The sequence below is a fragment of the Frankia sp. CcMO1 genome (assembly GCF_977945845.1).
Window position 1 is genome coordinate 31,199 of the sequence record NZ_CDWTMG010000015.1, and the last position, 13,814, is coordinate 45,012.

At 69.9% G+C, this 13,814-nt stretch carries 10 protein-coding genes; 5 read left to right on the plus strand and 5 right to left on the minus strand.

All coding sequences use genetic code 11. The features are described from left to right. Positions 1 to 30: 30 nt before the first annotated feature. From AC08OU_RS03950 to AC08OU_RS03965, 4 genes are read left to right on the plus strand one after another with little or no spacing between them, the layout of a single operon-like run. A complete protein-coding gene (locus AC08OU_RS03950) occupies positions 31 to 3,900 on the plus strand; it encodes a BREX-2 system ATPase PglY family protein (RefSeq protein WP_476604382.1) in 3,870 nt (1,289 codons plus the stop codon). Next, complete coding sequence (gene pglZ / locus AC08OU_RS03955; protein WP_476604383.1) at positions 3,897 to 6,761, plus strand: BREX-2 system phosphatase PglZ; 2,865 nt, start codon at positions 3,897 to 3,899, stop codon at positions 6,759 to 6,761. Before AC08OU_RS03950 ends, pglZ begins: the two co-directional genes overlap by 4 nt. After that, positions 6,758 to 8,077, plus strand: a complete 1,320-nt coding sequence (brxD, locus tag AC08OU_RS03960) for a BREX system ATP-binding protein BrxD (RefSeq protein ID WP_476604384.1) — start codon at positions 6,758 to 6,760, stop codon at positions 8,075 to 8,077. Before pglZ ends, brxD begins: the two co-directional genes overlap by 4 nt. 13 nt (positions 8,078 to 8,090) lie before the next feature. Continuing rightward, a complete protein-coding gene (locus AC08OU_RS03965) occupies positions 8,091 to 10,256 on the plus strand; it encodes a DEAD/DEAH box helicase (protein WP_476604385.1) in 2,166 nt (721 codons plus the stop codon). Positions 10,257 to 10,413: 157 nt separating this feature from the next. On the opposite strand, the gene AC08OU_RS03970 is transcribed toward AC08OU_RS03965, so the two are convergent. Genes AC08OU_RS03970 through AC08OU_RS03985 form a run of 4 tightly spaced genes read right to left on the minus strand, consistent with a single transcriptional unit; the run spans position 10,414 to position 12,232 of the window. Then, positions 10,414 to 10,851, minus strand: a complete 438-nt coding sequence (locus tag AC08OU_RS03970; protein ID WP_476604386.1) for a hypothetical protein — start codon at positions 10,849 to 10,851, stop codon at positions 10,414 to 10,416. Between the two features lie 24 nt (positions 10,852 to 10,875). Beyond that, entirely contained in the window at positions 10,876 to 11,304 is a 429-nt protein-coding gene (locus AC08OU_RS03975) for a hypothetical protein (RefSeq protein ID WP_476604387.1), read from the minus strand. Further along, positions 11,282 to 11,956, minus strand: coding sequence for a hypothetical protein (locus AC08OU_RS03980; RefSeq protein ID WP_476604388.1), 675 nt, complete (start codon positions 11,954 to 11,956; stop codon positions 11,282 to 11,284). The genes AC08OU_RS03975 and AC08OU_RS03980 overlap by 23 nt, the downstream gene beginning before the upstream one ends. Before the next feature lie 15 nt (positions 11,957 to 11,971). Then, on the minus strand, positions 11,972 to 12,232 hold the full coding sequence (locus tag AC08OU_RS03985; protein ID WP_476604389.1) for a hypothetical protein: 261 nt from the start codon (positions 12,230 to 12,232) through the stop codon (positions 11,972 to 11,974). Positions 12,233 to 12,642: 410 nt separating this feature from the next. On the opposite strand from AC08OU_RS03985, the gene AC08OU_RS03990 reads away from it, so the two are divergent. Beyond that, complete coding sequence (locus AC08OU_RS03990; protein ID WP_476604390.1) at positions 12,643 to 12,930, plus strand: hypothetical protein; 288 nt, start codon at positions 12,643 to 12,645, stop codon at positions 12,928 to 12,930. A 375-nt stretch (positions 12,931 to 13,305) separates the two neighbouring features. Here the strand turns inward: AC08OU_RS03990 and bioD are convergent. Beyond that, positions 13,306 to 13,814: ATP-dependent dethiobiotin synthetase BioD (gene bioD / locus AC08OU_RS03995; RefSeq protein WP_476604391.1), on the minus strand; the 509-nt coding region annotated here is incomplete at its 5' end.

Sequence of the window (13,814 nt, forward strand, 5' to 3'; positions counted from 1 at the left end):
GATGATGACGACGACACGGGGCGAACTGGCTTGAGCGGCGACCTGTTCCTGCGGGACGTGATCGACCTTCCGGAGTCGGTGCACGCGGGTGACTTCAAGGTCGAACTGTCGGGCGGGTTCGCCGAGACCGCGCAACGGGTCGAGGAATACGTCGTCACCGATCAGTTGCAGCACGCGTTCGGGAAGGCCCTCTCGATCGTCAAGGCGGCGATGCGGGACGGCTCGTCGCACGCGGCGTACCTGCACGGCTCGTTCGGGTCAGGAAAGAGCCACTTCCTGACCGTGCTCCACGCAATCCTGAACAACGAGCCTGCGGCCCGGGCGAAACCTCGTCTCCAGCCGGTGATCGCCGACCACGACGAATGGCTGCGGGGCAGCAAGTTCCTGATGGTGCCGTACCACCTCGTGGGGGCCGCCGATCTCGGGTCGGCGATCCTCGGGGGGTACGTCGCCACCATCCGCCCCCTGCATCCCGACCGCAGCACACCTCCGGTCTACCGGGCCGACGCGATGCTCGCCGACGCCGCGCGGCAGCGGCAGTTCCTGGCCGACGACGCCCGGTTCGCGGAATGGTTGGGTGCTGCGGGAGGCACCTCGGACACCTCGGGCGGCGACGACGACCTCGACGTGATCGAGGAGGCGGGTGTCACGGGATGGACGCCGGCCGAGCTGGATCGCGCGTTCACGGCGCCGGCCGGTGATCGGGCGCGGGACGCCCTGGTGTCGGCGTTGCTGTCGGGGCCGATGTCGTCGTACGTGCGGGGTGCCAGCGGGGACGCGGGAGCGTTCATCCCGCTGGAGAACGGCCTGTCCGTGATCACCCGGCACGCGAAGTCGCTCGGGTACGACGGGCTGATCCTGTTCCTGGACGAGCTGATCCTGTGGCTTCAGGCGCACATGAGCGACCGGGACTTCGTCGACGCCCAGGTCAGTTCGCTGGTGAAGCTGATCGAGTCCGGGGTGGCCGAGCGGGCGCTGCCGATCGTGTCGTTCATCTCCCGGCAGCGGGACCTGTCCCAGCTCGTCGGGGAGGACGTCACCGGCGCGGACGTCAAGAACCTCGAGACGCAGGTGCAGTACCTCGCGGCTCGCTTCGACGTGGTGAATCTGGAGGACCGCAACCTTCCGGCGATCATCAAGGAACGCGTGCTGAAGGTGAAGCCCGGGCCGGGACGGGCGGCGCTGGACGACGCGTTTGCCTCGGTGGAGTCGACGAGCGCCGTGACCCGGGATGTCCTGCTCGACGCCGGTGGCGCCACCGGCGCCACGTGGCAGGATTTCCGGGAGGTGTACCCGCTGTCCCCGGCCCTGCTGAACGTGCTGGTCGCGCTGTCCGGCGCGCTGCAACGGGAACGCACCGGATTGAAACTGTTGCAGGAGATGCTGTTCCGCCGCCGGGAGGATCTGAAGCTCGGGCAGCTCATCCCGCTCGGCGACCTGTGGGACGTGCTCGCCGACGGCACCGGCGAGGCGTTCACCGACCGGCTGCGGCGCGAGGCCGATGCCGCGCAACGGTTCCACGCAAAGGCACGCGCCTACTTGCTGGAGAAGTACGGCAGCGACACCGACAATCGGTTCGTCGCCGACGATCGGTTCGTGAAGACGTTGCTCCTGGCTGCGATCACCCCCGATGTCCCCGCGCTGGCGCGGTTGACCGGGGCCCGGCTGGCCGCGCTCAATCACGGCTCGATCAGGTCCCGGGTAAGCACCCCGGGCCAACTCGTCGTCGGCCGGCTGCGGGAACTGCAGGGCGAGTTCGGTGAGCTGCGCGCCGACGGGGACGAGGACCCGGTCTTCAGCCTGCACCTGACGGACCTGGACATCGAGCCCCTGCTCGACGCCGTCGGTGAGCAGGACTCCCTGGGTGCGCGTCGGATCTGGGTGAAGGACCAGCTGTGGCGGGCATTCGGCGTCCAGGGTGGCGGGGAGTTCGTCTGCGAGCGCCCAGTGGTCTGGCGGGGCACCCGGCGAACCGCGGAACTGGTGTTCGCCAACGTCCGTGACGAGGCTGATCTGCCGGATGCTCAGTTCTCCCCCATCACGCAGGGCCGGGTCCGGGTCGTCCTCGACTACCCGTTCGACGCTCCCGGGCACTACCCCAGCGACGACGCCCGCCGCGTGGAGCGGCTGAAGCGGGACCGCCTCGAGACCCCCACCGTGGTGTGGCTGCCGCACTTCTTCTCGGACCAGCGACGCGGCCAGCTCGGCCGGCTGCTCAAGATCAATTACCTCTTGGAGCGGGAGCGGCTCGCCGATTACGCGGCGCACCTCGGCGCCGAGGACCAGATCCGAGTGCGGCACCAGTTGCAGGCCCAGCGGGACACCCTCACCTCACAGCTCGGGGTCATCCTGCAGCAGTTGTACGGCATCGCCGGAGGCGACGAGGCGAACCTGTCGGCGCAGGTCGGCGACGAGGGCCACGTCAGGTCGCTGCTCCCGGGCCACGCGCCGAGGCTGCTGGGGGGAGCAGGTTTCGAGCAGAACCTGCTGTCCCTGACCGACGGGCTCTTCTCCACTCTGTACCCCAAGCACCCCGACTTCGACCCCAACCGCAGCCGCAGGGCGGTCACTCCCGCGGAGTTGCGCAACGTCCATGACTGGATCGCCCGGGCGATGGAGGACGGCGAACGACGGACGCTCCTGGAGTCCGGCCAGCTCGCGCTCGCGCGGCGAATAGTGCATCCGCTGGAGCTCGGTGAGGTCGCGGACGGACCGTTGACCGTGTCACCGGAGTGGCGGCGCCGGATCGACCAGCACGCTGCGCAGATCGGCGTCCGTGGTGACTTCGCCGTCGAGGACATTCGGGGCTGGATCGCAGACCTCGGCTGGACCGGCTTGGACCGCTTCGCGAGCAGTCTCGTCATCAGCACGTACGCGCTGCTGGCCGACCGGGCGTGGGTGTTCCAAGGTCACGTGGAGTCCGTACCGCCGAGCCTGGACCGGCTCGGCACCGGATGGGCGCTGCGCGCGCAACAGTTGCCGACCGAGGCGGAGTTCGCCACCGCCCGCGGGCGCGCGGCGACCCTGTTCGGGCTGAAGGTGCCGGACGCACTGTTCGCCCGCAACGTCGCCCGCCTGGCCGGCGACGTCGGGGAAAGGGTCAGGACGCTCGAGGCGCCGGTCATCGATGTGCGCCGCTCGTTGGATCGGCATGCCGGTGACCTAGGCCTTGCCGATCGCCCGGATGCAGCGCGAGTCGTGTCTGTCCGGCACGCGGCAGACCTGCTCGCACGGCTCGGTGCCGCGCGGGAGGCCACCGAACTGGTCCGTGTCCTCGCCGCCGCCGGCTACGACGTCGAGGACGTGGTCCTGGCCTTGGCGATCACCTCCGCGCCGCAGGTGCGGGCAGCCTTGGACGCGGTCGACTGGACCCTGCTGGCGTCCGTCCGCGGCTTCGTGGCCCGAGGGGACCGGCTGGCCGACCAGGCCGAGCGGTTGCTGGAAGAGGTCGCCACGGCCGCAGCTGCCACCGAGTTCGAGCGGCCCTTGGCACCCGTTCTCCAGTCGGTGCGGCAGCGGGCGGTCACCCTGATCAGCGAGGCGGCCAGGCTGGCGTCCGTGGCGCCGCCGACACTGCAACCGCCGGCGACACCGCAACCGCCGCCGGGTCCGCAACCAACGCCGGCGCCTCCACTGTCGGCGGAGCCGCCAGCAGGTGCCGGTCAGATCAGCCTGACCGACGTGGAGCAACCGGGGATTCCCTCCGGCCCCGCGCGATCGGGGAAGGCGCGGCGGGTGCGGGCCAGCGCGGTGGAGTCGGCGCTGCCGGCTCTGGTGGCGCAGGTGACGGGCGAGATCCGCGACTTCGCTGCCGCCCACCCTGACGTGGAGATCGAGATCGGCTGGCACCAGGTCGGCGCCGTCGAGGGTTCCCACGACGATGAGGAGGCTCTGGGGTGACGGGTGCGCCACCGGCGCTCAACCGGCGTGTCCTCCAGGCGCTCGTCGAGCGGGAGCTCGGTCGAACGCCGTCCGTCGCGCCCGACCCGGACCGGGATCGGGATCGGGATCGGGATCGGGATCGGGATCGGGATCGGGATCGGCCCACCACCGCGCCCCGGTTGGTCCTGGTGCACGGCCGCTACACGGATCCGGTAGCGACGGACTTTACGGTGACGGTCGACGCCTCCAGCAGGGTGGTGCGGGTCAGCGACCAGCAGTCCGTCTTGGGGGCAGTCGAGGCCTGGCACGACCACCTGAGCAAGGCGCCGGTCGGTGATGACCTGCTCGTCATCACGACCGGCGTGGGCGACGACCTCGGGTGGGATCTGAAAGGGGTCGCCCTGCGGGCCCGGGTTCTGTCGGTCGACCGTGTCGACATCGTCCAGCAACGGTTCGGTGCCCACGACGTCGATCCGCGGATTCGGCAAGCGCCCTGGCTGGTCGACGCCCTGATCGATGCCGAGCCCGCGCTCGGCTGGCCCGCCCAGGGCGGGCTGCTAACCCTCGACACGGCCGTGCGGGAGCTCGTCGGCGCCCGCCTGGACCTGGCCGACGAGGCGCGTAGCGGGAGCTTGGACGCGGACACGCTGCTGAGCTGGACGCAGCGGCCGGGGGCGCCGGAGCGGTTCGCCCGCCTCTCCGGCCCGGAGCGAGCGGGGATCGCCGCTTGGCTGACCGCGCAGGTAGGGACCGCTGCGCCCGTCATGCTGGCCCTGGCCGTGGCAGGTAGGGCCGGGGACGCGATGGCCCTGGGCCTGATTTGCGCGGTGGCGGCGGCGCCTGGCGCCTCGGCGGATGCCGCCCTGGCGCTCGGTGGGCTGCTCGGTGGCGTCGTCACCACGCCCGGGGAGCTGCGTGCCCTGGGCGAGGTGGTCGAGGGTGCGCTGGCGCGGTGGGTGGCGGACGCCGAGCGCCGTGGCCCGCACAGCGAGGTCGCCGGGCGGGTGCTGGCGGTGGCCCGTCGGGCGGACGGGCTTGCCGCCCAGGCTGGTCTGACCGAGGCGCTGGCGTTCAGCCGGGTCCTTCCCTCCGCCTTGCGCGCCAGGATGCGCACGCTGGCCATGACGCTTGCCGTGCCCGCTGCCGGCATCCCCGACGCGGAGGCGATCGCATCCGCCGAGGCCGCGCTCGAGGCCGTCGAGGAGCACAGCCTGGTGCGGTTGGACTCGCGTGGGCTGGACGTCGCACGGATGGGGGTCCGGTTGCTGCGCTGGTTGTCGGGTGCACCGGCCAACGTGGTGACCTCCGTCGCGGAGGGGTTGTCCCGGCAGGTCGCGGACTGGGGGTGGGTGGATCGCGCGCTGGCCGTCGTCTGGATGGGTGATCCATCAGGCGACGAGGTGGTCGGGCACGCCTACCGGCGCCTGCACGACGCGGTACGCACCCGCCGGGACGACCTGGACGAGCAGTTCGCCGCGCGGTTGACCACGTGGGCCGCGCAGGCCGCCACCCCGGCGCCGGATGGCTGCCTGCTGGTGGAGGATCTCCTGGCGAGGATCGCCGCCCCGCTGACCAGTGATCGGCACGCGCCGTTGATCATCGTCCTGGACGGGATGAGCAGCGCCGTCGCCGCAGAACTGGGCGAGCAGTTGCTCGAGCGTTCCTGGACCGAGATCTCGCCGCAGGCCGCCCGGCGGGCGGCAGCGGCATCCGTGCTCCCTTCAACCACCCAGCTCAGCCGGGCCAGCCTGCTGACCGGAACGCTGACGGCGGGTGACCGGGCGACCGAGTCGTCGGGGTTCGCCGCCTTCTGGCGGTCCAGGCGGCGCGAGGGAGTGCTGTTCCACAAGGCGGACCTGGTCGGCCCCGCGGGGCACCGGCTGTCCGAGCCGCTCGTGCAAGCGCTGGCCGGGACCGGGGTTGTCGGCGTCGTCCTGAACACGATCGACGACGCGCTCGACCACGGCAGGGAAGGCGACCGCACCGGTTGGCGACTGCAGGACATCACATTCCTGCCCGACCTGCTGGACGCCGCCCGCGGCTACGCGCGACCGGTGGTGATCGTGTCCGATCACGGTCATGTGCTCGACCGGACCCAGCCGGGGCAAGGCCCGACAGCCGCGTCCGGCGTCGAATCGGCCAGATGGCGGAGCGGGGCCCCTGGACCCGGCGAGGTCGAGGTAGCGGGGCCGCGCGTCCTCGCCGCCGGCGGCCGGGTCGTGCTTGCCTGGCGGGAGGACGTCCACTACACCCCCCGCCGGGGCGGCTACCACGGAGGTGCAGCACTGACGGAAGTCACCGTTCCGATCCTGACGTTCCTGCCCGGTACGGACGGCCTGCCCGCGGGTTGGTCCGTGCTCGCGCCTGGTGCGGTGACCCCGCCCTGGTGGGAGGCACGGCCCGCCGCCGACGTGGCCCTCGCGCGGGCGGCGGAAGCGGGCCTTGCCGCTCCTTCGGAGACTGGCCGGCCCCGGACCGGCAAGGCGGTCCAGGCCCCGCAAGACGACTCGTTGTTCGAGGTTCCCGGCATGGCGACGGCAGGCGTGGGCGACGTCGCGACGTCGCCGCGTGAATCACTCGGAACGCGGGTGGTCGACGGCGAGGTGTATGCCGTCCAGAAGTCGTTCGTGCGCAAACCTCCGGGCAAGGCGGAAGTCGCCGCGGTCATCGACGCCCTGGTCGCTGCGAGCGGGACGCTGCCCTTGGCGGCCGTCGCCGCACGAGCCGGCCGGGCCGGACGCAACCCGCAGTTCTTCGCCGCGACCCTCGAGCGACTGCTGAACGTCGAGGGGTACGAAGTCGTGCGCGTCGTCGACGACGGCCGGACCCTGCGCCTGGACATTCCACGGCTTCGGCAGCAGTTCGAGGTGCCCGAGTGAGCCGTCCGGTCAGCTCGGCGCGTCGACGCGAGGTGATTGACGCGCTTCGCCGAGGTACGGTGCCGCAGCAGGGACTGGACCTGTTCGCCGTCGGCCTGGACAGGTTCGTGGCGGCCACGGACGAGGACCTTGCCGCGGTTTCAAGGGGTGGTGCGGCCTTCCACGCCGTGCGGGGCGAATACGGATCGGGCAAGACGTTCTTCGCCCGGTGGCTGGCCGAACGCGCCAAGCGCGTCGGCATGGCCACCGCCGAGGTGCAGATCTCCGAGACCGAGACCCCGTTGCACCGGCTGGAGACGGTCTACCGGCGGCTCACCGAACGGTTGACGACGGCCACTCACCCGCCCAGCGCGCTGCGGGGCATCGTCGACTCCTGGCTCTACACCCTTGAAGAGGAAGCCCTCGAGGCCGGTCAGGTCTCGCCGGATGACGCTGCCGGGCTCGAAGCAGCCGTCGCTGCGCTCCTGGAACAACGCCTGGCTCAGGTCGCCCGGACCACTCCGGCGTTCTCGGCGGCGCTGCGCGGGTATCGGCGGGCGCGCCTGGACGAGGACGCCGCGACGGCGGAGGCGTTGATCGCGTGGCTGGGGGGCCAGAAGTCCGTGGCGGCCTCTGCCAGGCGGTCGGCTGGTGTCCGTGGAGACCTTGACCACTTCGCGGCGCTGGGCTTCTTGCAAGGCTTGTTGACGGTCCTTCGTGACTGTGGGCATCCCGGGCTGCTCCTGGTCCTCGATGAAATCGAGACGCTGCAACGAGTCCGTGGCGACGTGCGGGAGAAGGGCCTCAACGCGCTCCGGCAGCTCCTGGACGAGATCGATGCCGGCCGGTTCCCCGGCCTGTTCCTGATCATCACCGGTACCCCGGCCTTCTTCGACGGTCAGCAAGGGGTCCAGCGCCTCGCCCCACTGGCGCAACGGCTGGCGACCGACTTCTCCACGGACCCACGGTTCGACTCGCCCCGTGCCGTACAGCTACGGCTCTCCGGATTCGACCTCGCACGGCTCGGGGAGCTGGGCCGGGCCGTGCGCGATCTCTTCGTCGGCGGCGCGCGCAACCCCGGTCGGGTCGCCGCGGTCGTGGACGACGCCTACGTGGCTGACTTGGCCGAGGCGGTGACCGGCGGCCTCGGCGGCAAGGTCGGTGTCGCGCCGCGGATCTTCCTGCGCAAGCTGGTCGCGGACGTCCTGGACAGGGTGGACGAGTTCGCGGAATTCGACCCCCGCAAGCACTACGCGCTCACCGTGACCTCGGCGGAGCTCACCGAGGTCGAGCGCAACGCAGCCCGGGCCGACGACATCGACCTCGATCTGCCGTGACCGGGACGTCTGCGTGCTGACCGCCTTCGACCGGCTGCACCCGGTGCTCGGCCACCACATTGTCAACAGCCTCGGCTGGCGGACGCTGCGCGCGTTGCAGCGGGAAGCGGTCGATCCTGTCCTGGACGGCGCAGACGCGCTGCTCCTCGCGCCAACCGCCGGTGGCAAGACCGAGGCTGCCGTGTTCCCGCTGCTGACCGCGATGGAGGAGCGGCACTGGTCGGGCCTCTCGGTCATCTACGTCTGCCCCTTGAAGGCATTGCTCAATAACCTGCAGCCGCGTCTGGAGCAGTATGCGGGCTGGTTGGGGCGGCGGGTCGCGATCTGGCACGGGGACGTGTTGGCCGCGGGGCGGCAGCGGATCCTGCGCGAGCCCCCGGACCTCCTGCTGACCACTCCGGAATCGCTGGAAGCGATGCTCATCAGTCTCAAGGTCGAGCAGGAGACGTTCTTCGCGGGACTGCGAGCCGTCGTGGTGGACGAGGTCCACGCGTTCGCGGGGGACGACCGCGGATGGCACCTGCTCGCCGTCCTGGAACGGCTGTCCCGCGTCGCGGGCCGACCGATCCAGCGGGTGGGACTGTCCGCGACCGTCGGCAACCCGATCGAACTGCTCGACTGGTTGCAGGGCTCGGGCCGTGGCCAGCGCCCAGCCCTCGTCGTCGCCCCCGACGTCCGTGCTGCAACGGCTGCTGACGAGATCTTCCCCGACGCGTTCTCCGTGGGAGGGAGTTCGCCACGCTCTTCGCCACCGCCCGCCGACGTCGAGCTCGACTACGTGGGGTCGGTCAACAACGCGGCCACGGTGATCGCAACTTTGCATGCGGGGGAGAAGCGGCTGGTGTTCTGCGACTCCCGGCAACTGGTGGAGGAGATCGGTGCCGCCCTCCGCGAGCGCGGGGTGACCACCTTCCTGTCGCACGCCTCCCTGTCGGCGGATGAACGGCACCGGGCCGAGCAGGCTTTCGCCGAGGCCCGTGACTGCGTGATCGTGTCCACGTCGACGCTCGAGCTGGGCATCGACGTCGGTGACCTCGACCGTGTCATCCAGATCAACCACCCCTCCAGCGTGGCGGGCTTCCTGCAGCGCCTCGGTCGGACCGGTCGCCGCCCCGGAGGCTCCCGCAACGCCGTGTTCCTGGCCCTGAACCGCCAGGCTCTGCTCTGGTCGGCAGGGATGCTTCACCTGTGGGGAAAGGGGTATGTCGAACCGGTCGTCGCGCCACCCGAGCCGCGGCACATCGTGGCCCAGCAACTGCTGGCGCTGTGCCTGCAGGAACATCGGATCGGTAGCTCGCTATGGAAGGACGCCTGGAACGGGCTGGCGCCCTTCGACAGCAGCGCCGAACCGATCATGCGGCACCTGATCGAGCGCGGGTTCGTCGAACAGGACGGAGAGCTGCTGTTCATCGGCCCGACCGCCGAACAGCGATTCGGGCACCGCCACTTCATGGGTATGACCGCCGTCTTCACGGCGCCACCGCAGTTCACCGTCCTGGCGGGCCGGCAGGAGATTGGGCGAACCGACCCGATGCTCCTCACCGAGAAGATTGACGGACCTCGGCTGCTCCTCCTGAGCGGGCGGAGCTGGAAGGTTACCTGGACCGATTGGAAGCGCAGGCGCTGCTACGTCGAGCCCGCCGAAGGCGGCGGTAAGGCTCGCTGGATGACACCGGGGATCTCCGGAGCTAGCTTCGCCCTGTCACACGCCACCCGTGAGGTGCTGCTCGGCGCCGATCCACCGGTCGCCCTGACCCAACGCGCCCGAAGGACCCTCGCCGAGGTGCGCGACGAGAACCTGCCCACCGTGCATCCCAGCGGCACCGTCATCACCCGGATCAACGACGACGTCAGGTGGTGGACCTGGGGCGGCTACCGCACCAACGCCACCCTCGCCGCCACGCTGTCCGACCTCACCGACGGCGTCCAGCGTTTCGACGACGCCAGCATCCGGATGCGCACCGACCTCACGCTCGAGATGTGGAAAGCCGGCAGCGCCGACGCCGCTGACCGCCTGTGCTTGCCGGACATCGACGAACGTGCCCTCGAGGGCCTGAAGTTCAACGAAGCCCTGCCGGAACGCCTGGCAACAGCAACCCTCGCCGCCCGGCTGGCAGACCTGTCTGGCGCCGTGAAGGTTCTGGCAGAACCGATTCGCTTCATAGTCATCGACGGGTAAGTGGATCCGCGAAGAGTGCCGGTCAACAAAAAGGCAATTGCCCCGCATGGCAGAATTGGGCAATAGGTCCGGAATTCCTCTCGGGCACTCGAATTGGTACATAGGCCGTCCGGGCGAGCTTCTGCCAGGATCAAGCTTGAGCGCATTTCACTACGAGTCAGGCGGGCCGACCTGGCTTGCGTCGGCCTATCTCTGCCAAGGCGTCAACGGCCGTTTCGACCAACACCGCTCGCCGTTCGTCGAAGATTGGTTCCGTCTCAGCGAACTTCGACATGAGACCGATCTGGACGTCGGCCCTCGTTTCCGCGTCAATTCCCTGGATCATCGTCACGTCGCCGAGCGCGGATCGGATGAATCCCTCGATGACCCATGCGGGAATCCGTCGACCGTCCAGATCGAACAATGGATACTCGCGCCGGATTCTGCCGATAGCTGCTTCCCCGGCGTTACCAAGGACCTCCTGGACCCAAAGGGTGAATGTGACGGTTACGATGTGGTCGAAGAATCCTGAATCCTGCTCATCGATCGGCGGGGGCGGCGGCCGAACACCTTGGAACAAGTCGGTGACGGCACGGCGACCATACTCGGGGTCCACCGGTAGATTCTCCGATCTCGCTCGTCACTCGCCCAGATATTCTTGCGCCGTCTTCGCCGACTCCGTGAGGAATTCCTCAAATTCCGCGCCCTTGAGACCGAGATCATGGACGATCCCGTACGTCATCATCGCTTGCCCCTGCGTGAGTTCTTTGGCGGACATTCCCTCGAGCAGGGACTGGTCCTCGAAGCCGGACCTCACCAACGCCTCACCCAGCATGGGAGGGAGCGCGTCGGCAGCGACGTACTTCTCACGGATCCGCGCCACCAACTCCGCCACTTCTTCACGAGTCGGCGGCGAAGGAAAGCGCCGACCGACCGCGGTCACGAAGGCACCAGCCAGCGCTGCCTTTGCCCACCTAGCACCCCCCATTCGCTCCACTAGAGCCCGGTCAAGATCGTCGCTCGTCGACAGGGTCTGGCGGATGTGCTCACGCAGTTCCGCTACCGGCATTTCCACTCCTTCGCCATTGGCCCATTCTGCGGAAGAACCGCCGCGCGCCCAAGGCGACGGTCACAACGGCGACGGCGATGTCAGCGGCGTGGCCGGCGGAAGGTTCCGATGAGGACACTACAGGGATCGAGAGATCTCGTGGTCGACTGACGACAGCAGACGCGGGACCCGGCGGTTCCGGCATCTTGGTGTAAGCAGGCTTGATCGAACTCACGTTGTCAAGGGTCGTGTCTGCTGCCTCTGATATTTCTTCGCCACCCTCAATAAGTTCGTCAAGCCAACGTGCCTTTTTACTCTTCTGCGCCTGACTCTCTCGGGCGAGATCGAGTAGTTCTGCCCCGATTGGACGGTACACCGAGCCGGGAGAGAAGTCGCCGGCGAGGCCAGGCGCGATGCGCCGCACGTAGTCGCGCAGTGCCTCCGCCGCGCCGTGCAGGCGGTTCGAGACTTCCAGCAACGCTTCCTGCGCGTCGAGGACGTCGCGGTGGGCCGCTTGAGGGACATCGTGGCCGGAATCCTCGGCGATCGGGCCGTACGCATCGCGCATGACCCGCCCGTGCTCGTCCGCCGTCGAGCACGCCCCTTGCGCCTGGCTTCCCGCGTCCACGGCCTGCGCGAGCAGCGCGACCGCGCGGGCGACACGAGAAACCACGAGGAACTCGCGCCCTCAGAGGCTGTCCGCGTACTCGTCGGCGGTCTGCTGCGCCCTCTGCAGCAGGGTCATGACCTCGTCGAGTTGCTCGCGCGCCTGCTGGTACATGGCCTGCGCCTCTTCGATCGTGTCGGACCCGCTGTCCTCGGCCGCTTGGCCGATCAGCGTCAACGCCTCATCCACGGACTGCGCCGCCTGCCCCACCGCCCCGATCGCCTGATCGGCCTCGCCCGACGCCGACGCGATCGCCGCCTTCGCCTCACCGATGGCACTCACGGGTCCCCCTCGCGACAGACCGTCATATCCCGGGCTACTTTCGCGAAACTCTCACCCGCGGCCACCGTTCGATGGCGCAAGGCCCGAAACCAGGGCGGAACGTCAGAGACTCACGTTAGGGTGGCCATCGATGCGCCCGCGCCGTTGATTAGCGATGCTCACCCCGCGCGTGAGGACTGGCCGCCGCGCAGATCGCCGCCAGGTGCACACCCGAACCGCCACGGCAGTCGTCCTCGGGGCGGCGTCGGGACCGGCATCGCGAACGGAGGTCCAGCGTTTCGTCGGTGGCGCATGATGGGATGAGCTGGTGGCGCAGAGGCCGGCGCAGAGGCTGTCCCTGGATGATCCGCAACCGTTCGAGTCCGCGACGTCGTACGAGGTCCGAGGGGCGCTGGAGGAACTCGTCCGGCGTGACCTGCTTGGCCCGTGGGACGGCGAGCACGAGCAACTCCCGCCTCGCGCGATGGGTCCCCGCGAAGCGATACCTGGTCGGGATGTTGGGTCCCAAGCCGGGCGCGCGCGGCGCGGCTTCGAGCTCCGCGAGCCTTCCCGAGACCGACGCGACCGCGAGTGGCGATCTGCAGGAGGTCGGCAAGCTGCCCGAGCAGCTGCGCCCGGCTGCCGAGCATGCGCTCCACGAGGCGCCGAGCGGCCGAACGGATCGACGCCGGCATCCGGCTGCTCGGCGACCAGGGTGAGGCGGCGGCCTCCTGGCGGCCGTTCCAGCTCGCCTTCGTGCTCCTGAACCTGCCGTCGCTCACCGACCCCGCGCACCCAGAGCGCGCCGCGGACCGCATCGCCATCATCGACCTCCTGTTCTTCCCCACCGGTGGCGGAAAGACCGAGGTGTACCTCGGCCTGACCGCCTACACGTTCGCGATCCGGCGGCTGCAGGGCGTTGTTGGCTCCGGTACCGACGCGCGGAACGGCGGCGCGGGCGTCGCCGTGCTGATGCGCTACCGGGGGTCGGCATCAAGGCGGCGCATCCGTGTACTACCCGCACTCTTGTATGGGTTGCGTCAGTTGTCCCTGTCCGAGCTCGCGGCGCTCCGCACTTGGCGAGCCGATGCGGGTCACGGGGGTGGGGTGGCGGTGGTGAGCCAGGTGGTGCTGCGGGCGCGGAAGGTGGGGGTGTCCAGGGCCGCCGCGCCGTCGGGTAGGGCGCCGAGCAGTGGCACGCCGGTGAGTTCGGGCAGGTCGCGCAGGTTCTCCCGCTCGACGGCGCCGGGTTGCCGGGGCCAGGCGCCTACGACCAGACCGCGCGGGGCAAGTCCGCGGCCCCGGGCGGCCTCCACCGTGAGCTCGGCGTGGTTGAGGGTGCCGAGTCCGGCGGTCACCACGACCACGGTGGTGACCGGGAAGCGTCCTGCACTTGCAGCGGTCGGGGCGAGGTCGGCGAGTGTGCCGCCCTCGCTGTCGAGGCGCACCAGGAGCCCGCCGGAGCCTTCGACGATCACGAGGTCATGGCCGGCGGCCAGGTCCGCGACGCGCTCGGCGTACGCCGCGACCGGCGGCAGCGGCGTGCCGGCCAGCCGGGCCGCGGCCTGGGGGGCCATCGGCTCGCGGAGCCGGGTGAACTCGT

Coding starts and splice junctions, on each gene's coding strand:
- AC08OU_RS03975 (WP_476604387.1), bottom strand. CDS start 11,304: ATGCCGGTAGCGGAACTGCGTGAGCACATCCGCCAGACCCTGTCGACG.